The organism is Rhodococcus sp. 15-649-2-2 (assembly GCF_002258645.1).
In the GTDB taxonomy this organism is placed as follows: Bacteria; Actinomycetota; Actinomycetes; order Mycobacteriales; family Mycobacteriaceae; genus Rhodococcoides.
The window spans coordinates 1-21,945 of sequence record NZ_NPFM01000030.1 but is presented as its reverse complement, the minus strand read 5'-3'; the positions used below and the strand labels follow the sequence as shown (position 1 = coordinate 21,945).

Annotated in this window: 24 protein-coding genes; 9 read left to right on the top strand and 15 right to left on the bottom strand. The window is 64.0% G+C overall.

What is annotated here, in order from left to right; all coding sequences use genetic code 11:
• Positions 1 to 193 precede the first annotated feature (193 nt).
• Both CH305_RS19680 and CH305_RS19675 read right to left on the bottom strand, forming a co-directional pair.
• The gene (locus tag CH305_RS19680) at positions 194 to 667 is read right to left on the bottom strand and encodes a GNAT family N-acetyltransferase (RefSeq protein WP_218828606.1); all 474 of its coding nucleotides are present in this window, start codon (positions 665 to 667) and stop codon (positions 194 to 196) included.
• Positions 668 to 764: 97 nt separating this feature from the next.
• Complete coding sequence (locus CH305_RS19675; RefSeq protein ID WP_179278357.1) at positions 765 to 1,463, bottom strand: SDR family NAD(P)-dependent oxidoreductase; 699 nt, start codon at positions 1,461 to 1,463, stop codon at positions 765 to 767.
• A gap of 119 nt (positions 1,464 to 1,582) precedes the next feature.
• Here CH305_RS19675 and CH305_RS19670 point away from each other — a divergent pair, with 119 nt between their 5' ends.
• Positions 1,583 to 2,509: a helix-turn-helix domain-containing protein gene (locus CH305_RS19670; RefSeq protein ID WP_094704684.1), complete on the top strand. Its 927-nt coding sequence runs from the start codon at positions 1,583 to 1,585 to the stop codon at positions 2,507 to 2,509.
• Here the strand turns inward: CH305_RS19670 and CH305_RS19665 are convergent.
• The 4 genes from CH305_RS19665 to cobC all read right to left on the bottom strand — a co-directional run bounded on the left by CH305_RS19665 (position 2,443) and on the right by cobC (position 6,618).
• Positions 2,443 to 3,552: a bifunctional RNase H/acid phosphatase gene (locus CH305_RS19665; protein WP_094704683.1), complete on the bottom strand. Its 1,110-nt coding sequence runs from the start codon at positions 3,550 to 3,552 to the stop codon at positions 2,443 to 2,445. The genes CH305_RS19670 and CH305_RS19665 overlap by 67 nt on opposite strands.
• 5 nt (positions 3,553 to 3,557) lie before the next feature.
• Positions 3,558 to 4,295, bottom strand: a complete 738-nt coding sequence (locus tag CH305_RS19660) for a zinc ribbon domain-containing protein (RefSeq protein ID WP_032403901.1) — start codon at positions 4,293 to 4,295, stop codon at positions 3,558 to 3,560.
• A 125-nt stretch (positions 4,296 to 4,420) separates the two neighbouring features.
• Complete coding sequence (locus CH305_RS19655; RefSeq protein ID WP_094704682.1) at positions 4,421 to 5,542, bottom strand: Nif3-like dinuclear metal center hexameric protein; 1,122 nt, start codon at positions 5,540 to 5,542, stop codon at positions 4,421 to 4,423.
• A 14-nt stretch (positions 5,543 to 5,556) separates the two neighbouring features.
• Positions 5,557 to 6,618 carry an Rv2231c family pyridoxal phosphate-dependent protein CobC gene (gene cobC, locus CH305_RS19650; RefSeq protein WP_052058427.1) on the bottom strand — a complete coding sequence of 354 codons (1,062 nt, stop codon included), beginning with the start codon at positions 6,616 to 6,618 and terminating at the stop codon, positions 5,557 to 5,559.
• A 56-nt stretch (positions 6,619 to 6,674) separates the two neighbouring features.
• On the opposite strand from cobC, the gene CH305_RS19645 reads away from it, so the two are divergent.
• The 3 genes from CH305_RS19645 to CH305_RS19635 are packed head-to-tail and all read left to right on the top strand — an operon-like array spanning position 6,675 to position 8,773.
• Positions 6,675 to 7,367, top strand: a complete 693-nt coding sequence (locus CH305_RS19645) for an HAD-IA family hydrolase (RefSeq protein WP_094704681.1) — start codon at positions 6,675 to 6,677, stop codon at positions 7,365 to 7,367.
• Complete coding sequence (locus tag CH305_RS19640; protein WP_170944794.1) at positions 7,364 to 7,837, top strand: low molecular weight protein-tyrosine-phosphatase; 474 nt, start codon at positions 7,364 to 7,366, stop codon at positions 7,835 to 7,837. The genes CH305_RS19645 and CH305_RS19640 overlap by 4 nt, the downstream gene beginning before the upstream one ends.
• Before the next feature lie 18 nt (positions 7,838 to 7,855).
• Entirely contained in the window at positions 7,856 to 8,773 is a 918-nt protein-coding gene (locus tag CH305_RS19635) for an SURF1 family protein (protein WP_037150938.1), read from the top strand.
• On the opposite strand, the gene CH305_RS19630 is transcribed toward CH305_RS19635, so the two are convergent.
• The 3 genes from CH305_RS19630 to CH305_RS19625 form a co-directional block, all read right to left on the bottom strand.
• The gene (locus CH305_RS19630; RefSeq protein ID WP_094610143.1) at positions 8,714 to 9,682 is read right to left on the bottom strand and encodes a cobalamin biosynthesis protein; all 969 of its coding nucleotides are present in this window, start codon (positions 9,680 to 9,682) and stop codon (positions 8,714 to 8,716) included. The genes CH305_RS19635 and CH305_RS19630 overlap by 60 nt on opposite strands.
• 46 nt (positions 9,683 to 9,728) lie before the next feature.
• Positions 9,729 to 9,854 carry a hypothetical protein gene (locus CH305_RS29540; RefSeq protein WP_254925408.1) on the bottom strand — a complete coding sequence of 42 codons (126 nt, stop codon included), beginning with the start codon at positions 9,852 to 9,854 and terminating at the stop codon, positions 9,729 to 9,731.
• Between the two features lie 191 nt (positions 9,855 to 10,045).
• Positions 10,046 to 10,942, bottom strand: a complete 897-nt coding sequence (locus CH305_RS19625; RefSeq protein WP_032403895.1) for a LysR family transcriptional regulator — start codon at positions 10,940 to 10,942, stop codon at positions 10,046 to 10,048.
• Between the two features lie 111 nt (positions 10,943 to 11,053).
• Here CH305_RS19625 and CH305_RS19620 point away from each other — a divergent pair, with 111 nt between their 5' ends.
• Both CH305_RS19620 and CH305_RS19615 read left to right on the top strand, forming a co-directional pair.
• Complete coding sequence (locus tag CH305_RS19620) at positions 11,054 to 12,547, top strand: CoA-acylating methylmalonate-semialdehyde dehydrogenase (protein WP_094704786.1); 1,494 nt, start codon at positions 11,054 to 11,056, stop codon at positions 12,545 to 12,547.
• Positions 12,548 to 12,580: 33 nt separating this feature from the next.
• Positions 12,581 to 13,747 (top strand): iron-containing alcohol dehydrogenase, encoded by a 1,167-nt coding sequence (locus CH305_RS19615; RefSeq protein ID WP_032403893.1) that lies wholly within the window; start codon positions 12,581 to 12,583, stop codon positions 13,745 to 13,747.
• Here CH305_RS19615 and CH305_RS19610 read toward each other — a convergent pair.
• Positions 13,744 to 15,153, bottom strand: coding sequence for an amino acid permease (locus CH305_RS19610; protein WP_032379118.1), 1,410 nt, complete (start codon positions 15,151 to 15,153; stop codon positions 13,744 to 13,746). The two genes, CH305_RS19615 and CH305_RS19610, sit on opposite strands and share 4 nt — an antisense overlap.
• Before the next feature lie 113 nt (positions 15,154 to 15,266).
• Between CH305_RS19610 and CH305_RS19605 the strand changes: the two genes are divergently transcribed.
• A complete protein-coding gene (locus CH305_RS19605) occupies positions 15,267 to 16,208 on the top strand; it encodes an NAD(P)/FAD-dependent oxidoreductase (protein WP_094704680.1) in 942 nt (313 codons plus the stop codon).
• 44 nt (positions 16,209 to 16,252) lie between these two features.
• A complete protein-coding gene (locus CH305_RS19600) occupies positions 16,253 to 16,681 on the top strand; it encodes a hypothetical protein (protein ID WP_094704679.1) in 429 nt (142 codons plus the stop codon).
• Here CH305_RS19600 and CH305_RS19595 read toward each other — a convergent pair.
• The 4 genes from CH305_RS19595 to CH305_RS19580 all read right to left on the bottom strand — a co-directional run bounded on the left by CH305_RS19595 (position 16,678) and on the right by CH305_RS19580 (position 20,071).
• Complete coding sequence (locus CH305_RS19595) at positions 16,678 to 17,352, bottom strand: nitroreductase (RefSeq protein ID WP_037150945.1); 675 nt, start codon at positions 17,350 to 17,352, stop codon at positions 16,678 to 16,680. The two genes, CH305_RS19600 and CH305_RS19595, sit on opposite strands and share 4 nt — an antisense overlap.
• A gap of 96 nt (positions 17,353 to 17,448) precedes the next feature.
• Positions 17,449 to 18,336: a MetQ/NlpA family ABC transporter substrate-binding protein gene (locus tag CH305_RS19590; protein WP_094704678.1), complete on the bottom strand. Its 888-nt coding sequence runs from the start codon at positions 18,334 to 18,336 to the stop codon at positions 17,449 to 17,451.
• A gap of 26 nt (positions 18,337 to 18,362) precedes the next feature.
• Positions 18,363 to 18,980, bottom strand: coding sequence for a methionine ABC transporter permease (locus CH305_RS19585; protein ID WP_207309329.1), 618 nt, complete (start codon positions 18,978 to 18,980; stop codon positions 18,363 to 18,365).
• An 83-nt stretch (positions 18,981 to 19,063) separates the two neighbouring features.
• On the bottom strand, positions 19,064 to 20,071 hold the full coding sequence (locus CH305_RS19580; RefSeq protein ID WP_094704677.1) for a methionine ABC transporter ATP-binding protein: 1,008 nt from the start codon (positions 20,069 to 20,071) through the stop codon (positions 19,064 to 19,066).
• A gap of 170 nt (positions 20,072 to 20,241) precedes the next feature.
• On the opposite strand from CH305_RS19580, the gene CH305_RS19575 reads away from it, so the two are divergent.
• The gene (locus CH305_RS19575) at positions 20,242 to 21,621 is read left to right on the top strand and encodes an LLM class flavin-dependent oxidoreductase (protein WP_094704676.1); all 1,380 of its coding nucleotides are present in this window, start codon (positions 20,242 to 20,244) and stop codon (positions 21,619 to 21,621) included.
• Between the two features lie 161 nt (positions 21,622 to 21,782).
• Here CH305_RS19575 and CH305_RS19570 read toward each other — a convergent pair.
• The coding region (locus tag CH305_RS19570) for an IS3 family transposase (RefSeq protein ID WP_143545322.1) at positions 21,783 to 21,945 on the bottom strand (163 nt) is incomplete at its 5' end.

The following is a 21,945-nucleotide window of genomic DNA, read 5'->3' as shown; positions in this document are numbered from 1 at the left end:
ACATCGACGACGCAATTTCGGCCTCGGTATCCCACGAGTTCCGCTGGGCAACGGGTGAGCGCATCGAGGTGCCCGGTGGTGTGCTGATGTGACCGAACCGGCCCCCAACGAGCCGGGGCACCGTGCCTACATCTTCAGTTGTCGACCGGCCGAGGATTCTCGACTGTTGCCAACGGTGCCCGCACGCTCCTCGTCACAAGACAATCTCGAGCCGTGGCAGTTCTCGCCCGGGGATCGACCCACTCACAGCAGTACCGATGCGGACGGCACCGAAGTGGAGATAGAACGATTCGGCTCCGGGATCCGCGTCGAGCGTCAGACGCTCGAATCCCTGCGCACGAGCCTCACTGATCGTGTGCTCGAGCAATTTTCGACCACAGCCGGTTCCGATGGAACTCGCGTCCACGAAGAGTGCCGTCAGTTCACCGGCGGGGGCTTCACCCCCGAGCAAGCTGAAACCGACGACGGGGCTTTCAGGCTCGGACGAGCCGACGACGGCCACCCACATCCGACCCGATCCGCACACCGCCGAGTCGTACGTCAACTCCACACGACATGCCTGCAGGAAGTCCTCGGAGTATCCCCAATAGGCCTTCGACCGAAGTGCGAGTGCCGAGACCGTCTCGTTTTCGTCGGACCTCGCCAACCGGATTTCGATATCTCCCACACCTCGACCATAGAGCGGATGTCCGCAACGCCGGAAGCACTACCGCGGTGACGACCGTGATGGCGAGCCGCGGCACTGTGTGTTCTCGGTACACGATTCACCAGCGAAGCAGACCCTGCTTGTTTCCTACGGTGCCGGTAGGTCCGTCGTCGGCAATCGTGGCGAGTCGGACTATTTCGTCGGTGCCCTGCGTGACGTCGTGTGCACCCTTGCCTGCGTTGAGATCGGTGCGGGTGTAGCCGGGGTCGGCGGCATTGACTCGCATCATCGGGAGGGCGCGCGCGTACTTCACCGTGAGCATGTTGAGGGCGGTCTTGGACGACGCGTAGATCGGCGGCACCACCTGCCAGTCGAAGTAGTCGTGCTCGATGGTGTCCTGAATGGATCCGACACCCGAGGAGATGTTGACGATTCGTGGATGGTTCGAGACCTTCAGCAGTGGCACGAATGCGTTGGTCACTCGAATGACGCCGAAGACGTTGGTGTCGAAGACGTCTCGGGCGTCATCCGCCGATCCTTGTTCGAGCGGAACGAACGCGCCGGTGATGCCTGCGTTGTTGATCAGGACGTCGAGGCGTCCATGGTCCGCACGCACCTGGCGCGCAGCAGCGTCGACGCTGCCCTGATCGGTCACGTCGAGTTGAACGAACGTGACGCCGAGGTCGGCGGCAGCAGCACGACCCAGCTCACGGTTGCGGGCACCGATGACCACGGTGTGGCCGGCACGCTGTAAGCGCCGCGCCGTCTCGTGACCGATTCCCTTGTTGCCGCCGGTGATCATCGTGATTGTGCTCATGACGTCGACGCTAAGGCGCGGCGGCCCGCTCGAGAAGATGCCGCTTGTCGGTAGGTCTGCCAGTACCACCCACGTCCTCATCGAGAAGACGCCCGTGGCCGGGGTGGCACAGTGGTGAGATGACCGTAGACCAGCAGGGACGCCGGCCGGCGGGTTTCTCGTCGGTGCTCCGCGGCTGGCGTGACCGCAGCGCACCCGTCCCCTCCGACTCGGCCGTCAGGACTCGGAGGTCTTCGGGCTTACGCCGCGAGGAACTCGCCACACTCGCCGGAATCTCGGTGGACTACCTGGTCCAGCTGGAGCAGGGTCGCGCGTCGAATCCGTCGGCGGCGGTGGTCGCTGCTCTCGTTCGGGCATTGAGCCTCGACCTCGCCGACGCCGGAGTGTTGTATCGAGCTGCCGGACTCGCGGCACCGTCGCCGGGCGTCGATCGATCGGTACCGGACAGCGTCGACCGGCTGCTGGCCCGAGCCGACGACTGGCCTACGGCCGTGTACGCGGCCGATTGGTGGCTGCTGAGATGGAACGCGGCATGGTCCGCTCTGATGGGCAATCCGATGGACCTGTCCGGACATTCACGCAACCAGGTCTGGTTCGAGATGACCGAGGACACGTCGACCATGTGGGTCGACCCCGGGCAACGGGAACAGTATCGAGACGCGTTGGTCGGCGACCTCCGCGTGGCACAAATCTCGCATCCCGACGACGCCGAGCTCGACAACCTCGTCCATGACCTTCGAGCGCGCAGCGACGAATTCTCCGATCGTTGGCACCACGCTCGGCCTGCCGTCTACCGAGGAGCACGCAAGAACATCGACCATCCCCTGGTGGGGTCGATGCTCCTCGATGGGGACGTGTTCCAGCCGGCAGGCTCCGACGTGCGGGTGATCGTCTACACCGCAGCACCCGGCTCACGAGATGAGTCCAGACTGTTGTCACTGTTGTCGCCCGGATCCCGTGCACGGAACCGAGCCTCGGTTCAGGCCGGCGAAGCCAGGTGCGAGGTGTCGTTCACCAATCGCACCGAGGCCCCGCCGTCGGGGTAGAACTCGGCAATACTCAGCGACGCGAGATCGAGGTGCAGTCGATACAGCAGCGACGGGCCGACGTCGAGAGCAAGTTGCAGCAGCATCTTGATCGGGGTGACATGGGTGACCACCAGAAGGGTCTTTCCGGCGTACTCGGTGAGCAACTGGTCGCGGGTCGCTTCGATGCGTACGCGTACGGCGTCGAAACTCTCCCCGTTCGGTGGTGCCACGGAGGTGTCGCCGCGCCACGCCTTGTGAACCTCGGGGTGACGTTCCATGGCCTCGGTGAACGTCAGTCCTTCCCAGTCGCCGAAGTCGGTTTCGATGAGACCGTCGACAGTGGTGACGGGCAATCCCAGGCGGTCGGCTGTCGCTGAGGCCGTCTGTCGGGCGCGCGCGAGCGGCGAGGCCACGATCGCGTCGATGTCTGTCCGTGAACCGAGAACCGTTGCGGCAGAAGCTGCTTGGCGTTGCCCCAGTTCCGTCAAGTCAGGATTGCCGCGGCCGGAGTATCGTCGATCGACCGACATGGGGGTCTGCCCGTGCCGCAACAGCAGCACGCGCGTGGGCTCCCCCATCGCACCGGTCCACCCGGGCGACTCGGCCTCCTTCGCGGCCGGCTCGGCATCGGGAAGTTCCGACAGGTCCACACCCTCGGCCGCGGCGTCCATCGCCTCGTTGGCCAGCGCATCGGCGTGCGAGTTCTGCGCGCGCGGAATCCACTCGTAGGTGACGGAATCGAAGCCGCGAGCCAGTTCGGCTGCTTTCCGCTGAAGCGGAATCATGTCCGGGTGCTTCACTTTCCAGCGCCCGGACATCTGCTCGACGACGAGTTTGGAGTCCATACGGACGGCAACCTCGCGGGCCCCGACGTCACGTGCGGCACTGAGTGCGGCGATCAGGCCGTTGTACTCGGCGACGTTGTTGGTGGCCACGCCCAGCGACGCCCGGCGCTCGGCGAGCACCTGCGAGCGATCGGCGCTGAACACCACTGCGCCGTATCCAGCCGGCCCGGGGTTCCCTCGCGATCCTCCGTCGGCCTCGGCGACAACCCGCGACATCTGGCTCAAATTCCGGATTCCTTGGTGCGCACCAGGATTGCGTTGCATTCCGAGCAACGAATCAGAGCGTCTGCCGGCTTGTTGGCAATGCTCGCGATCTCGTTGCGGTCGAGCTCGATCCGGCAAGCACCGCAGCGGCGAGCCTGCAGCAACGCCGCACCGCGCCCGGTGAGAGCTCGCTGCTTCTCGTAAACAGCAAGCAGATCCGCAGGCAACCCCGAAGCCAAGGACTCGCGGCGCTCGGCGCTTCGCTTCTCGGCGGTGTCGAGGTCTGCAACGGCGTCGTCGCGGCGACGGCCGGCGTCGACGAGTTCGTCCTCGATCTGCGTCAGCTGCGCACCGGCGTGCTCGTAGTCCCGCTCACTGGCCTCACGCTGCTCCATGACCTCGAGCAATTCCTCCTCGAGGATGCCCTGGCGACGTTCGAGGCTGCCGAGCTCGTGCTGCAACTCCGTCATCTGCTTCGGTGCGATGGTGCCACTCTCGAGCATCTTCTTGTCGCGAGCCTCGCGTTGACGAACCGCGTCGACCTCGCCCTCGAGTTTGCGAATGTCCCGATCGAGGTCGTCCATCGAGATCTGTACCGTCACGGCCGCGTCCTTGCGGGTGATGCGCTCGGTCTCGAGCTTGTCCACCTCCTGCTGCTCGGGGAGGCTTTTGCGGCGGTGGGCGATCTGCGAGAGTTCGGTATCCACACCGGCCAATTCGAGCAGCGAGGCCTGGACTTTGGGATCGACGTTCACGCTTGATGACTCCTGCGACTATGGAAGTTGGTAAGAGATCACCCTACCGGCTGCTCGAAACCGAGAAAGCCGGATCGACTCCGACCGCCTGTCGCCAGGGGTTCACAAGTCACGATGGTCACCGATCACAGCGTCCAGGGGTCGGTGCGCACATCGGTGACACTGCTTCTCCACCCGTCCGTGTCACCGAACGCGGCGTCGACGATGGTGCGCGCCTGTTCACACCACGGGAACTCCGACGCCCAGTGCGCGGTGTCGATCACCGCGGGTCCACCCGCGCGCAGATGTTCGTCGACAGGGTGGTGCCGCAGATCCGAGGTGACGTACACGTCGGCGTCGGTTCGCGCGACGGCAGACAGGAACGAATCGCCTGCTCCCCCGCACATCGCGACCACCGAGACCGTGGCGTCGGGGTCACCGGCGGCCCGCACGCCCCAGCTGGTAGCCGGCAACGCGTCCCGAACGACGTCGGTGAACTCGGCGAGTGTCATCGGACTCGACAGTTTTCCGATGCGCCCCAGTCCTGTACACGATGGCAGAGCCGCGGACTCGAAGACGTCGAACGCGGGCTCCTCGTAGGGGTGGGCGTGACGTAGAGCCGAAAGCATCTGCGCGCGTAGCACTTTGGGTGCTACAACCTCGATGCGATCCTCGGTCTCCGTGTGCACCTCGCCGAGAACGCCCAGTGTCGGGTGCGCATTCGGGCCGGGACGGAACTGGCCGAGACCGGTCGCCTGCCAGCTGGCTTCGCTGTAGTCGCCGATCTGTCCGGCTCCGGCGTCGAACAGGGCCTGCCGTACCGCGGCCGAGTCGGAGGTCGGTACGAAGACCACCCATTTGTCGTGTGCAGGTGCGGGAATGGGGTCCAGTGGTCTGGTGTCGATCACGCCGAGCGCGGCTGCGAGTGCGTCGGATACACCCGGATCGGCGGAGTCCGCATTGGTGTGGGCGGTGAACAGTGCACAGTCGGCTTTGATCAACCGATGAATCACCGAACCCTTTGCAGTGTCGGCCGCCACTGTGTCGACGCCTTTGAGCAGGAGCGGGTGGTGCGCCACGATCAGATCGGCACCCCATGCGATGGCCTCGTCGACCACCGCCTCGGTGACGTCGACGGTGTACAGAACCTGCTGCACAACAGCTTTCGGGTCTCCACACACCAGACCCACCGAGTCCCAGCTCTCGGCCAGCCGTGGTGGGTAGGCATTGTCGAGAACCTCGATGACATCCGCCAGTGTCACTGCCATATTCGTTGCTCTCCTCACAGAACGGTGCTCAACGCATTCACCAGTATGTCGACCTGCTGCGAGTCCCGTACCGCCACGCGTAGAAAGTGGCGATCCAGCCCTGGGAAGGTGTCGCCGCGCCGAACCGCAATACCCATAGTGCGCAGGCGTTCTCGAACCAGATCGGCACCCTCGAAGCGCACCAGCAGAAACGGCGCTCGGGCCGGGCCGGTGACGTCCAAACCGAGAGCGCCCAGTCGGCCGATCATCGCAGATCGTTCGCGGTCGATTCGTTCGGATTCGGCACGTGCCTGATCGATGGCAAACGGTTCTGTGCAGGCGCGGATCGCTTCGATTTGCAGACTCCCCAGCGGCCAGTGCGCGCGTCCGTGCTGCATCCGCGTGAGAACGTCAGGGTGCCCCAGCGCATATCCGCACCGCAACCCCGCCAACGCCCACGTCTTCGTCAGGCTGCGCAGGACCACCACGTCGTCCGAGCGCTGCGACGAAACCGATTCTCCGGCACCGAGCACTGCGTCGGCGAAGGCCTCGTCGACCACCACCGTTCGGCCGGGCCGACGCAGGCTCAGGACCGCTTCGCATGGGTGCAGGACCGACGTCGGATTGGTGGGGTTGCCGATGATCACCATGTCGGCTGCATCGGGCACGAGCATCGGATCGAGCTCGAAAGGCGGCGGCAAGACAACCCGATGCACCGGTACACCCGCCTGTTCCAGCACCCAATCGGGCTCAGTGAAGGACGGATGAATCGTTGCCGCGAGGGAGGGCTCCAAGCGCGGCAGCATCGAGAAGCCCTCGGCCCCGCCGCTGAGCAGCAGCACCTCGTCCGGGGAGCGGCCGTGGTGTGCGGCCACTTGCTCTCGTGCGGCGTACTCGGCCGCAGCGCTCGGGTACGAACCCAGCGAACTCAGTGCCGTGGCCAGCCGGTCCCGAAGCCATGCCGGCGGGCCGTCGCCGCGCACGTTGACGGCGAAGTCGACGAATCCGGACTCGACCTCCACATCACCATGGTGACGAAGGAGCTCATCCGGCCTGTGACGGAGGAGCGCGTCGGGTTCGGCAGTTGTATCGGACATCGCGACGAGCGTAGCCGCAGGCTTTCCCGAGCAGGCCGCACCGATAGGCTTCGAACATGTCTGCCGTTACCCCCGCGTCCGTTGTCCTGTTCGATCTCGATGGGACGTTGACCGATTCCGCACCGGGAATTCATGCCGGTTTTCGCCATGCGTTGGCCTCCGTGGACGCCCCCGAGCCGACCGAAGAGCAGCTGTCACTGGTTGTCGGGCCGCCGTTGATCGACACCTTGCGCGGGCTGGGTCTGGACGAGGACGCCGCACAGCGCGCGTTGGCGGCGTACTTCGAGCGGTACGACGAGCGGGGCTGGGCCGAGAACACCGCGTTCGACGGCATCGAGACGGTGCTGACTCGATTGCAGGACCGAGGAGTGCGCCTCGGTGTGGCGACGTCGAAGTCGGAGCGCTTCGCCGTTCGCATTCTCGACCACTTCGGTTTGTCTCGATACTTCGAGTTCATCGGAGGTGCCAGCAACGACGGCACCCGACGAGCGAAGTCCGATGTCATCGCGCACTCGTTGTCCAATCTCGGCATCGATCCGGTGGAACACGCGGACGGTGGCACCGACGGGGTGATCATGATCGGTGATCGTGACCACGACGTGCACGGTGCAGCACGATTCGGCATTCCCACGGTGTACGTGGAGTGGGGCTACGGCATCGACGGCGAAAGCGACGACGCTACGTTCACCGCATCGAACATGGACGAGTTGGCTGCGGTGCTCGAGCAGAACACGGTGGCAGGGCAGTGAACGAGCCACTGCATGTGACATTCGTGTGCACCGGCAACATCTGCCGATCGCCGATGGCAGAAAAGGTCTTCGCCGCGCATCTGCGCGATGCCGGTCTCGCCGATGAAGTGCGGGTGTCGAGTGCGGGCACCGGCGGCTGGCATGTGGGCGACGGTGCCGATCCCCGCACCGTCGCCGAGCTCGTTGCCCATGGCTACGACGGTGAGCACGAGGCCGCGCAGGTCGGACCGGACCATCTGGAGGCAGACCTGATCGTCGCGCTCGACACCGGCCACGCGAAGGCGCTGCTGCAGCTCGGCGCGCCGGCCGATCGAGTGGCCCTGCTGCGATCGTTCGATCCCGACGCCGACGACTCGTCGGTCGCCGACCCGTACTACTCGTCCGACTCAGCGTTCACCGAGGTGCGCGAGCAGATCGAAAGTGCGGTTCCCGGGCTGTTGAACTGGGCACGGTCTCAGCTCCCCGGCTGACCCGGCTACCGTGGTGGGGTGGAGAAGTTAGGGTTCTTGCTGCGTCCGAAGTGGTTGGTGCTGGCCGCCGTCGCGCTGGCGTTCGCATTTCTGTGCTTCAGCGTGCTCGCTCCGTGGCAGCTCGGCAAGAACACCTCGACCTCTGCACGCAACGACCTGATCACCCGGTCGGTCGATGCTGATCCGGTACCCATCTCGGACATCCTCACCGCCAACGGCTTCCCGGCCGACGACGAATGGCGCCGCGTCATCGCGACGGGTTCCTACGATGTCGATTCCGAGGCACTGGTGCGGCTGCGCAGCATTCGTGAACAGCCCGCGTACGAGGTCATCACCCCGTTCGAGATCGACGGTGGGCCCACCGTGCTGGTCAACCGCGGGTACGTGCTGCCGGTGGAGGGCACACGACCACCCGACTTCGCGCCCGCACCTACGGGACAGGTAACGCTCAATGCCCGTGTGCGCCAGGCCGAGGGCACGTCGCGGGAACCGATCGAGGAAGACGGTCACCTGCAGGTCTACAACATCAATCCGGAGCAGATCGGCACAGCGGTCGGCGTCGATGCGATCGACGGGTACCTCCAGCTCGACGACGATCAACCGGGCGGACTGGGCCTGATCGAATTGCCTCAGACCGATGCAGGGCCCTACCTCTCCTACGGTCTGCAGTGGCTGGCGTTCGGCATCATGGCACCGCTGGGTCTGGCGTACTTCGTTCGCGCCGAGATCAGGGAGCGTCGCATGTCTCGTGCCGAGATGGCCGACGCGATGTCCAGCGAACCGGATCCCGCTCCCGACAACGAGCCCGCACCCGACGAAGAAGAAGAATTCACTCTTCCCACCCGACGCGAGAAGCGCGCCAGAGCGCGCGCTGCGTCACGTCCGACGGTGCCGTCGGATCCTCGCCTGGCCGATCGCTACGGCAAGAATCGCTGACGCGATCACCGACAGTTCTTGCACCCGGGTCGACAGCGTGACCGCACGGCGAAGGTCGCGCGCTGTGGGCGAGGCCCCGTCCCCCAGGGTCGGGCGGTTCTCGACGCCGTGTCGATACTGCGTTCTGCCTCCGAGTTGCAGTCCCAGCGCACCTGCAGCCGAGGCCTCGGCAACACCGGCATTGGGGCTGGGATGCTTCGACGCGTCGCGACGCCACATCTTTGCTGCCTCGACGGGCGAGCCGTGTACCAGAGGTGCTGCCAGTACCGTCGCCAGTCCGGTGGCCCGGGCGGGCACCAAATTCAGGACGTCGTCGATTCGCGCTGCGGCCCAACCGAAGCGCAGATACTTCTCGGACCGATAGCCGACCATGGCGTCGAGCGTGTTGCTCGCGCGGTAGGCCAGAACACCGGGCACGCCGGCACACGCGCCCCACACCAGGACACCCACGGTGGCATCGGATGTGTTCTCTGCGATGGATTCGAGAGCGGCGCGCGCCAACCCGTCGGAGTCGAGTGATTCCGGATCGCGCCCGCACAGCGACGGCAACAGTGCGCGCGCACCCGCCAGGTCATCGCTGTCGAGACAATCGGCCATCTGCCCACCCACCCTGGACAGCGACGTTCCACCCAGCGCTGCCCAGGTGGCAGCCGCGACCAGAACCGTCTCGACAGGTGCACCCAGGCGGGCGGCGGCGCGGCTCGAGGCGATACCGATAGCGGCCGCCGAACCGATCAGCGTCGACGCATGTATGACTCCGACGGTTCTGCTGTCACGGTAGAGAACTCGTTCCACGTGCAGTGCCGTCGTGCCGAACCCTGCGACCGGATGCCAGCGCTTCGGGTCTGCGAACACGCGATCGAGACCGTAGCCGATCAGTAAGCCGATCGCTCGGGGGTGTGTCCACATCCCACGAATCTTGCCAACTGCCCATCCGGTGCAGAGAACCGGTGTGTCAGGCCCAGCGCTGGCGGTATGCGCTCGCGAGTTGACGGTTGCGGAAGTCGATGTCGCTTCCGTCGTTGAGCAGGGCGATTGCCATTCCTACGAAGCCGACGGCTGCCATTACGAACATTGTCATGATTCCCCCAGAATCTCGAGTGGATCCGCAGTGCGGACTTGGCTGTACCCGATTGTTACCCGCCAGTAGGCCAATTCCTACTCGTTTGAGGTGGCCGTCACGTGTGTCGGTCGTCACGAGACGCCCGTCTCATCGAAACGTCCAAAATCGAACGGCCACCGGCTATCTCGCGCTGTGCAGTTCTCCCGTAGTTACTGCGGCACAGGAAAGAGATGCTGCTCGTCGGTCACGACCGAGCGCAGAAATTCGTCGACGGCCTTCACCCGCGCCAAACCGGTCAGCTCTCGCGGCACCACCGTCCAATACGTCCGCTCGACCGAGACGACGCCGGGCAGCACCGACGTGAGCGCCACGTCCGGCTCGCCGATGTAGCTGGGCAACGGCGCAATTCCCACACCGGATCTCGCCGCGATCCACTGCCCGGTGATGTTGTTGGTCTGAATCTGCGCGCGACCCTCGGGCAGGATCGAGTCCAGGATTCGCAGGGGCGCAACATCGAGCAGCGCATCGACGTACGAAATCAGCGTGTGGCCCCGGAGGTCGTCGACGGTGTGGATCGGCGACGTCGCCGCAAGATACTCCTCGGCGGCATAGAGCTCGAGCGAGTACGTCGCCAACCTGCGCGTGACGACAAATCTCGGCGACGGCCGTTCCAGCGTGATTGCGATATCGAATTCCCTTGTCGCCAAGGAGTTGTGCTCAGTGGCGGTGACCAATTCGATATCGAGATCAGGGTGCTTGTCTCGCAGTACGCCGAGTTTCGGTGTCAGGACGAAGGCTCCGAAGCCGTCCGGAGCCGCGATACGGACGGTGCCACGCAGCGATCCGGTGTCGGACGTCTGATCCTCGAACGCCGCGATGAGCGTCGACTCCACGGTTTCGGCGTATCCGACGAGCCGCCGCCCCGCCTCGGTCAATCGCCAACCCGACGGGGTTCGGTCGAAAAGCCGCTGTCCGGCCGACTTTTCGAGTGCCGTGATACGACGGCCGACGGTGGTGTGGTCCACGCCGAGAGTGCGAGACGCGTCGGTCAGGCGTCCCGTCCTCGACACTTCGAGAAAGTAGCGGAGGTGGTCTGGGTTGAACACTCGTCCAGCTTATCCCTCTGTGCATTTCTGCACGGCAATCTGCGACTTTGGCCTTTGACATGTGCATCGATACCAGTGAGACTCGAGACACACCGATGGAAGGATCGAACGTTGACCGACGTCATTGCGCACTGGATCGATGGCAAGACCTACTCCGGCAAGTCCGACCGGACTTCCCCCGTCACCAACCCCGCGACCGGCGAGGTCACCGGCACACTTGCCCTGGCCGACACCGGCGACGCTCGGGCGGCCATCGACGCTGCCGCCGCCGCATTCCCGGCGTGGCGCGACACCTCTCTGGCCAAGCGAACCTCCATCCTGTTCTCGTTCCGAGAGCTGCTGAACGCCAAGAAGAACGAGCTCGCCGAGATCATCACCGCTGAGCACGGAAAGGTTCTCTCCGATGCCCTCGGTGAGATCTCACGTGGCCAGGAAGTCGTCGAATTCGCTTGCGGCATGGCACATCTACTCAAGGGCGGATACACCGAGAACGCGTCGACCGGGGTCGACGTCTACTCGATCCGTCAGCCGCTCGGACCCGTCGGCATCATCTCGCCCTTCAACTTCCCCGCCATGGTCCCCATGTGGTTCTTCCCCATCGCCATCGCGGCCGGTAACACCGTGGTCCTCAAGCCCTCCGAGAAGGATCCGAGTGCCAGCATCTGGTTGGCGAAGCTGTGGGCCGAGGCGGGACTGCCCGACGGCGTGTTCAACGTGCTGCAGGGCGACAAGGTGGCCGTCGACGAGCTGCTCGAGAACAAGAAGATCAAGTCGATCTCTTTCGTCGGTTCGACCCCCATCGCCCAGTACGTGTACTCCACCGGCACCTCCAACGGAAAGCGCGTCCAGGCCCTCGGCGGTGCCAAGAACCACGCCGTCGTCCTCCCCGATGCCGATCTCGACCTCGCCGCCGACGCCATGGTCAACGCCGGCTTCGGCTCCGCAGGCGAACGCTGCATGGCCATCTCCGCACTCGTCGCCGTCGGGAACATTGCCGACGAACTCGTAGCCAAGATCGCCGAACGCACCACGCCGCTGGTCACCGGCGACGGCACCCGCGGGGCAGACATGGGACCGCTCGTCACCAAGGCCCACCGAGACAAGGTCGCCTCCTACGTCGATGCAGGCGAAGCGGCCGGAGCTACTCTCGTCGTCGACGGCCGCGGTGTGAAGGCCGATGGTGGAGAGAACGGATTCTGGCTCGGCCCCACGCTCATCGACCACGTCACCCCCGAGATGAGCGTCTACACCGACGAGATCTTCGGACCGGTTCTCTCGGTCGTCCGCGTCGACACCTACGCCGACGCGCTCGAGCTGATCAACGACAATCCCTACGGCAACGGCACCGCCATCTTCACCAACGACGGCGGCGCAGCACGACGCTTCCAGAACGAGGTGGAGGTCGGCATGGTCGGCATCAACGTGCCGATCCCGGTTCCCATGGCGTACTACAGCTTCGGTGGTTGGAAGAACTCCCTCTTCGGCGACAGCCACGCACACGGCACCGAAGGAGTGCACTTCTTCACCCGAGGAAAGGCCGTCACCAGCCGCTGGCTCGACCCCAGCCACGGCGGCATCAATCTCGGTTTCCCTGAAAATAGCTGAGCCCTGAAAACAGCTGAGCGGAAGGAGCACACCATGGTTGCCAATATTTCGTTTCCTCGGTTTCTCAAGCTGGGCGGCGGTGCAGTCGAAGAGCTGGGCACGGTCCTGAGCGATCTCGCCGTATCGCGGCCCCTGCTCGTCACCGACGCGTTCATGGCGGGCAACGGATCGGCGGATCGCTTGATGCAGATCATGACCGAGGCCGGGAAGACGCCGGCACTGTTCTCGGGCACCGTCCCGGATCCGACCACCGACTCGTTGGTCGCCGGCCTCGAGGCGGTGCGGCAGCATTCGGCCGACTCGATCATCGGGTTCGGTGGTGGCAGTCCCATGGACACAGCCAAGGCGCTGGCCATTCTCGCGGTGCAGGGCGGGACGATGCGGGACTTCAAAGCCCCCGTACTCTCGACCGGCCCGGCCCTGCCGATCATCGCCATTCCCACCACAGCCGGAAGTGGTTCGGAGGCAACCCAGTTCACCATCATCACCGATGTCGCCTCGGACGAGAAGATGTTGTGCCCAGGCCTGTCCTTTCTGCCGATCGCATCGATCATCGACTTCGAGCTGACGATGTCGATGCCGGCACGCCTGACCGCCGATACCGGCGTCGACGCACTGACGCATGCCATCGAGGCATACGTCAGCAAGAAGGCCAACCCCATCTCCGACGGTTTGGCGCTCAGTGCGATTCGCACGATCGGCACGTCGTTGCTGCGGGCGTATCGAGACGGTGACGACAGACAAGCGCGGGAATCGATGATGCACGCCTCGACCCAAGCGGGCATGGCGTTCTCCAACGCAAGCGTCTGTCTGGTGCACGGTATGAGCCGGCCGATCGGTGCCCATTTTCATGTGGCACACGGGCTGTCGAACGCAATGCTGTTGCCCGCCGTCACGGCGTTCTCGATCACGGGGGCACCGGCTCGCTACGCCGACTGTGCTCGCGCGCTCGGTGCGGCGTCGGAAGGCGATTCGGATCAGGTCGCCGGGGGCAAGTTGCAGGACGCGATCGTCACCCTGTGCCGTGAGGTCGAGGTTCCCACACCGGAAACGTTCGGGATCGACAAGTCGAAGTGGGACGACCTGTTGCCACTGATGGCCGAGCAGGCTCTCGCCTCCGGCAGCCCAGGTAACAATCCGGTCGTCCCGACGGCGGAGCAGATCGTCGATCTGTACCGCCAGGTGTACGCCGGGATCTAGGCCGAGTCACCGGGCACGCGGGCGGCCACAGTGTCGCGCCGCGTGTTTCGGCGTTGAACGAGGACTCCACCGATCACCGTCACTGCTGCAAGCACGGCCGACAGCAGGATCGAAGAACGCTGCTCCGGCCGCACCACCATCATGACCAGGACGAAGACGATGAACCCGATGGCCAAGTAGGTGAGCCACGGGTACAGCCACATTCGAACGGCAGGGCGTTCTCCGTCGCGGTCGAGTTGACGTCGCAGCACCAATTGACTGCTGGCGATGGCGAGGTAGACGAACAGTGCGACGGCACCGGTGGTTGCCAGCAGATAGGTGAAGAGCTTCTCGGGCAGGATGTAGTTACCGACAACGGCGAGGAACCCGAGCACCATCGATGCAATCACTGCGATCCACGGCACTCCGTTGGACGTGATCTTCTTGACCGCCCGAGGTGCATCCCCTCGATCACCGAGCGAATACAACATGCGCGACGCGGTGTAGAGCGCCGAATTCAGGCAGGACGCGACGGCGGTCAGGATGACGATGTCCATGATGGTCTCTGCATGGGGAATTCCCATCTTGGACAGTACGTACTGGTACGAGCCCGTTGCTGGATCCAGTTCGTTCCACGGCACCAACGCGACGATGATGAAGATGGACCCGAAGTAGAAGATCGAGATACGCCAGATCACCGAGTTCGTCGCGCGGGTGATTCCCTTCGCCGGGTCCTTGGATTCTGCCGCGGCAATGGTGACGATCTCCGATCCCATGAACGAGAACATCGTGGTGAGCATTGCGGCTATCACCGCGCCGAAGCCGAGCGGCATGAAGCCGCCCGAAGCCCAGAGTTGGTCCACGCCACTGACTTCGGAGTTCGGCAGCCATCCCAGGATGGCTGCGATGCCGAGGCCGATGAAGGCGATGATGGCCACCACCTTCACCAGCGCGAACCAGAACTCGAATTCACCGTAGTTGCCGACGCTGATCAGATTGGTCGCGGTGAGGGCAACGACGATGATCAGTGCCCACATCCATTGCGCGCCGCCCAACCAGTTGGTCAGGATGGCGGCTGCGGCGGTCGCCTCGACGGGGATCACCAGTACCCAGAACCACCAGTACAGCCAGCCGACGGAGAAGCCGGCCCAATGCCCCAGTGCGCGTGTGGCATACGTGGAGAACGATCCTGTGTCGGGGTTGGCGGTGGCCATTTCCCCGAGCATGCGCATCACTAGGATCACCAGGAGTCCGGCGAAGAAGTAGGCCAACAGCACCGCAGGTCCTGCGGTTGCGATGGCGTTGGCGGAGCCGACGAACAATCCGGCGCCGATCACTCCGGCTATCGAGATCATCGTTACGTGCCGCGGTTTGAGACTGGTGCCGAGTCCGTGCTCTCCGGTATCTGGCTTATCGGTAATTGCCATCCAGATAGTCCAACACAAGGTCCGGCATACCGCAGCGGGTGACCGAATTGTCCAGACAGTTAGTGGTACATACGGTCAGCTTATGAAAAGCCGCCTCCGGGCATACTGACGACATGAATGTCGACGCTGAGCGCTCCACGAACTCGATCACCATCGTCGGTGCCGGAATGGCCGGCGCGGCATGTGCCCGGGTTCTCCACGACGCAGCAGTGCCGTTTCGCATCGTCGACAGAGGACGCGCTCCCGGCGGACGGATGTCCTCCCCCGAGTTGCACGGACGACGCGTCGATCTGGGTGCCGGCTACTTCACCGTTCGGGATCAGGAATTCTCGACGGTGGTAGCCGACTGGGAGTCGAGGGGGCTGGCGCGCCAGTGGGCCAATACGTTCGGCATTCTCAAGCCCGAGACGGCACCGTGCACCACCACCGGCCCGGTTCGTTGGGCCACCCCGAACGGGCTTCGTTCTCTGGTACGAGACTTGCTGGGAGACTTCGACATCGAGGGATCCTCCGAGTTGACCGACCTACCTGACGGCCACGTCGTGGTGGCGATGCCCGATCCTCAGGCGACGCGACTGACCGCGGTCCCCGACGCCGTCGAGTACGAACCGGTCATCGCGGTCGCGTGCGGATTCGAGGGGTTGAATGCGCCGTTCCGCGACGCGGCCTTCGTCAACGATCATCCCGATATCGCGTTCGTCGTCGACGACGGTGCCCGGCGGGGTGACGCTGCACCCGTGCTGGTGGTGCACACGACCTCGGAGCGTGCACAGCAGCATCTCGCCGATCCCGACGCGGTGATTGCCCCGGTTCTCGACGCGCTGCGCGAACTGTCGGTCGTCTCTACGGCACCCAGCTGGACGCACGCCCATCGATGGACGTTCGCAAAGCCTGCGTCGCAGCACGATTCCACCTTTGCGCTCGAGCAGCGCGACGGACGACTCGTCGGGTTCGCCGGCGATCAATGGTGTGCATCCGGAGCGCCCCGGGTGGAAAGCGCATGGCGTTCGGGCACGGATGTCGGTACCGAGCTGGTTCGTCGCCTTCAGGGATGACTTTTGCCCTGCGTCCACCTACGACGCCGATTAACATCTCCCCCGTGCTGTCCGTCAAGTCGTACCCACGCGAATACATCGACGCCTGCCGTGCGCGCCTGGATTCTCAGCTTGCCGCCTATCGTGCGGTCGCATCGAATCGAACGACGACCACCGACGCGGACGAGGCGTTCGACGTCGCATTCTTCAACAATCTCGTGCTGACGCTCGAGGTGTATTTCTTGCACCGGATGCGTGGGCAGGAGAAGAAGAACGGCAATCCGCTCAACGAGGTCCGCGTGCTCGCCGCCTCGATGACAGCAGCTGAGGACATCATGACCAGCGATCCGACCATAAACTTGGATCCTGCCAAGAGCATTCTGGGATACGCCGTCGGCGATCGAATCGCGCTCGACGAGGAGCGGTTCGTTGAGTTGGCCGACGCCTACTTCGCCGAGATCGAAGTCAAGTTCGGGCCACACCTTGCGCCCTAGCTGCTGACGAATCTCACCGTCTCGTCCAAAGGCGCTCGGTTGGTACGAAATCCGTTGATCGAGTGGGTCTCGTCCGGGTAGCCGAAGGAAATGCCGGCCACCACTCGCCTGGTGTCCGGGATGTCGAACCACTCGTGCAGAAACGGTGAGTAGGCCGCCAATGCTGCCTGCGCGATCGCCCCGAGACCCAGGCTCTGCGCCGCGAGCAGAAAGGTCTGCAGATACAACCCGCAATCGACAGCCCCGTAGACACCGAGATCGGCATCGGTGGTGATGATGGCCGCGTGCGGGGCGTCGAACAGCTCGTAGTTGCGAATGAACTGACGCGTCGTCGCCTCGGTGTCGGACTTGACCACACCGATGCTCTCGTACAGTGCACCGCCGCATTCGCGTCGCCGCGCGCGGTGCAGGGCGTTGTAGCTGGCCGGGAACGGAAAGTCCGGTTGCGGGACGCCGGATGCGACGTGCTCGACCAGTGCCTCGGAAAACTTCCGGGTGGCATCGCCCTCGGTGACGATGACCTGCCACGACTGAGTGTTCGACCACGATGGAGTGCGCTGAGCGGCCGCCAACAACTGCTCGAGCACTTCCCGAGATACCTGCTTCGGCAGGAACTGCCGGCACGAATATCTCTCGTCGAGTAATTCTGTCAGCGCTTCGTACCGGGTCACGTCGTCCGCCTCGTGTCAGTGCTGTCGGGTGCGGATCGAAGGTAACACCACGGCCACGCCCGACGGTCATGCGCTGGACCGTCGGGCGGGCACTGCTCACTGCAGAGGAAGCAGGATGTCCTTCACCCGAGGGTCGGTCGCCAGAAATTCCTGCACCGCAGGGTCCTTGAACGCAGCGACGAGGTTCTTGATGTTGTCGGTATCTGCCCAACGGCTACCGATCGTGAGTTGTCCGGCAAACTCGTCCGGTGCCGGCGGTGCAAAGATCTGCTTCTCGACGGGGATGCCGGCCGCGAGGTAGTACTCGGTATAGCCCACTGCTGCATCGAGATCCGGCAATGCCCGTGACTGCGCAGCGAAGTCCAGCAGCGTGAACTTCAGGTTCTTCGGGTTCCCGACGATGTCCTTCTGCGTGGCCGTCGACTTGTCGACGGCGGGGTCGAGGGTGATCAGACCTGCCCGTTCGAGTACCCACAGACCCTGCGCCTCGTTGGCCGGATCGGAGTAGAGCGAGACCGTTGCGCCGTCCGGCAGTTGAGCTGGGTCCGAGTACTTTTCGGACCACAATCCGAAGCCCCAACGAAACACCGGGGTTGCGGCTTCTTCCTGAAAGTCGGGGTTGGATTCGAGTACCTGGCCGAGCCACAGCTTGTGCTGGTAGACGGTTGCCGCGACTTCCCCTTCGCTGACGGCGCGGTTGATGGTGTTGCTGTCTGCGAGTCCGCGGAACTCGACCGAGATGCCGTACTTTGGAGCGACCTGCTCTGCAACGAAATTCACGAGGGCCTGCTCGGACGCGTTCCCCTCGGCCGTGGCAACGACGAGCGTTGCACCCTCGGTGTCGTTGGCCGATGCCGTGTCGCCGAAGAACGCGATGCGGACAACCACGGCGAGTGCGATCAGCACCACGACGGCACCGATGATCCAGGGCGCTTTTCGACGGTTCTTCAGCTCGAAGCCGTGCGCTTCGGTGGACGTTGTCATGATGGATGGGACCTTTCGAATGCGGATCAGGCAGTGCGCAAGGCACGCTGATGAGGTGTGGTGTAGCGAACAAGTGCATCGCCGACGAGCTGGACGGCGGCGACGGTGAGAATCAGGATGACGATCGTGGCGATCATGACGGTGTGATCGAATCGTTGATAGCCGTATGTAACTGCAACATAACCGATTCCGCCTGCACCGATGGTTCCGGCGATAGCCGAGTACTCGATCATGGCAATGACGTTGATGGTCAGTCCACCGATGATCGACGGCACCGCCTCGGACAACTGTGTGGTGGTGACCTGCAGTGTGGAGCCACCCGACGCCCGGGCAACGTCGACCACCGACGTCGGAACCGAGCGCAGGGAGTTCTCGACTATGCGGGTGAAGAATGCAATACCCGCCAACGACATCGGCACCACAGCGGCCGCGATACCGATGTTGGTTCCGGTGATCCACCGCGTGACCGGAACCAGTGCAGCCATCAAGATCAGAAACGGCAACGACCGACCGATACTGACGATCCAGCTGATCGGCGCATGGAGTACCGGGTTCTCGAACAACCCGCCGGGGCCGAGGTTGAACAACACCGCACCGAGGGGCACACCCACGAGAACCACGATGAACATCACGATCCCGACCATCGTGAGGGTGTCGCCCAACGCGGGCAACAGCAGAGCCGGCAGTTCGTCTACCGGAACCTTGTTGCCTGCCGCGAGTACCGCGATCACGACGCGACCTCAAGGATCGGCTGCTCGGTATTCGTAGATCCGGACAATCCGAGAGCCGTGAGCGCACCGGGGACGCGTGGACTCAAGTGGCCACCTATGCCGATCGACGCGCTGCCGACAGCCACTCCGGCCACTACCTGCACGGAGGCTCCCAACAGCGCGACGGGCGCACCGAGATCCTGGCCCAGCCGCCCGATCCAGTCCTGCGGAACATCGGGCGAGTCGTAGGTGACGTTCCATTGCACGTCGCCGGCTGCCGCCTGTGCGTCGTCTCGCCTGGGGCGCAGCTCGTTGCCGAGCGCCGACGTGTGGTCGGTCAACAGATCGACCAGCTTCCCGGATTCGACGATGCGGCCGTGATCGAGCCTGGCCACCGAATCGGCGGCTCGCAGAACGGTATCCATCTCGTGGGTGATGAACACGATGGCGAGGTCGAGGTCGCGACGAAGTTCGCGCAGCAATTCGACCACCGATTCGGTGGTCTGCGGATCCAGGCCGGAGGTTGCCTCGTCGGAGAGCAGCACCGACGGCCGCAGCGCCAACGCTCGCGCAATTCCCACTCGTTGACGCTGTCCGCCCGAGAGCTGAAACGGATACCGAGCGGCTTTGTCGGACAGACCTACTCGGTCGAGAAGCTCTCCCACACGCCTGGCCGTCTCAGCCTTCGTGACCCCGAGGAACTCCAGCGGCAAGGCGACGTTCTCCGCCACCGTTCGACGCGAGAGCAGGCTCGACGACTGAAACACCGTGCCGATGCGGCGACGCGCGACTCGAAGCTGCTTGGCATTCAACTGCGCGAGATCGTCCCCGTTGACGATCACCGAGCCCGAGGTGGGACGCGTCAAGAGGTTGATGCATTGGGCCAGCGTGCTTTTGCCGGCACCACTGGGGCCGACGACGGCCAGGATCTCGCCGGACTGCACCGTGAAATCCAGCCGGTCGAGGACGACGGTCGTGTTCTCCCCCGTCCCGTACGTCTTGGTCAATTGCGCTATTTCGATCATGCTCCGACGCTCTTTTCGCTGATGTGACGGCGCAACACTGAGGTATCGGGGCGCTGCTGACCAGCTATCGACTCATCACGATCCGAACTGTTCCCACCGGCCTTGGCCGTCGGTAGCGTCGCACCGCTGTCGATATCGAAGACAGGTCGTCCTGCCGAAGGAGTTCCCCCGTGTCACGCGAGATTCGTTTCAATGCCTTCGACATGAACTGCGTCGCGCATCAGTCCCCCGGTCTGTGGCGTCATCCGCTCGATCAGTCGTGGCGCTACAAGGAACTCGGCTACTGGACCGATCTGGCGAAGCTGTTGGAACGAGGACTGTTCGACGGTTTGTTCATCGCCGATGTCCTCGGCACGTACGACGTGTACGGCGGGAACCACGACGCGGCCATTCGGCACGGCGCGCAGATTCCGGTGTCGGACCCACTCCTGCTCGTCAGTGCCCAGGCCGCGGTTACCGAGCATCTGGGCTTCGGCATCACTGCAGGTACCGGTTTCGAGCACCCGTATCCGTTCGCACGTCGGCTCTCCACGCTCGACCATCTGACCAACGGCCGCATCGGGTGGAACGTCGTCACCGGTTACCTGCCGTCAGCGGCGCAGAACATGGGACACGACGATCAGCTGAAACACGACGATCGCTACGACCACGCCGACGAGTACCTCGAGGTGCTCTACAAGTTGTGGGAGGCATCGTGGGACGACGACGCGGTGATCCGCGATCGTGAGACCGGTGTGTTCACCGATCCGGCCAAGGTGCATCGAATCAGCCACCGCGGCAAACACTTCACGGTGCCGGGTATCCATCTGGCCGAGCCGTCACTGCAGCGGACGCCGGTGATCTTCCAGGCCGGCGCGTCGCCGCGTGGCGTACGGTTCGCGGCGCAGAATGCCGAAGCGATCTTCGTCGGCGCACCCACCAAGGAGATTCTGGCGCAGACGGTTTCGAGTATCCGTCGAGCCTTGCGCGATGCCGGCCGCGATCCGTATTCGGCACGGATCTATCAGCTGCTCACCATCGTCACCGATGAGACATCCGAACTCGCCCATGCCAAGCACGACGAGTATCGGTCGTATGCGAGTGCCGAGGGTGCGTTGGTGTTCATGTCGGGCTGGATGGGCGTCGACCTGTCGCGGTATGCACTGGACGAGCCGCTCGGCAACGTCGAGAGCAACGCGATTCAGTCGTTCGTCGCGTCGTTCCAGTCGATCGGGGCCGACGGCAAGGAATGGACGGTGCGCGATATCGCCGAGTGGGGCGGCATCGGCGGTGCCGGTCCGCGCATCGTCGGCTCCCCCGGCGATGTCGCCGACCAATTGCAGGAGTGGGTGGACGAGACCGACGTCGACGGCTTCAATCTCGCCTACGCCATCACCCCGGGCACCTTCGAAGACGTCGTGCAGTATGTCGTCCCCGAATTGCAGCGGCGGGGTGTCTATCGCACCGAATACACGCCGGGCACATTGCGCCACAAGCTCTTCGACAGAGGCGACCGACTGCCCGACGAACACCGGGCGCAGCAGATCGTGCGGAAACTCCGATTACAATAGGAGTGGTGTTGAAGAAGGGTGCCAGCTTCGTCGGCCGCCACACCCAGATGAGAGCACCTGTTGACGTCAGCCACTCCAGCCGATCGGTAGCAGATGGTCGATTGAACGGCAAGGTACTTCAATTGCACTGGACCCCGTGGGTTGGACTGTTCATGCAAAGCCTAGGCCGCGAGGGCCTGAGCTCGGTATCGCACCGGGCTCAGGCCCTTTAGGCGTAGCGAGATCCGGTCGTTGTTGAACCAGTCGATGTAGTCCTCGATCGCGGTCTGCAAGGTGCCCAGGTCGAGATATCGGATGTGATGAAACATCTCTTCTTTGAGGTGA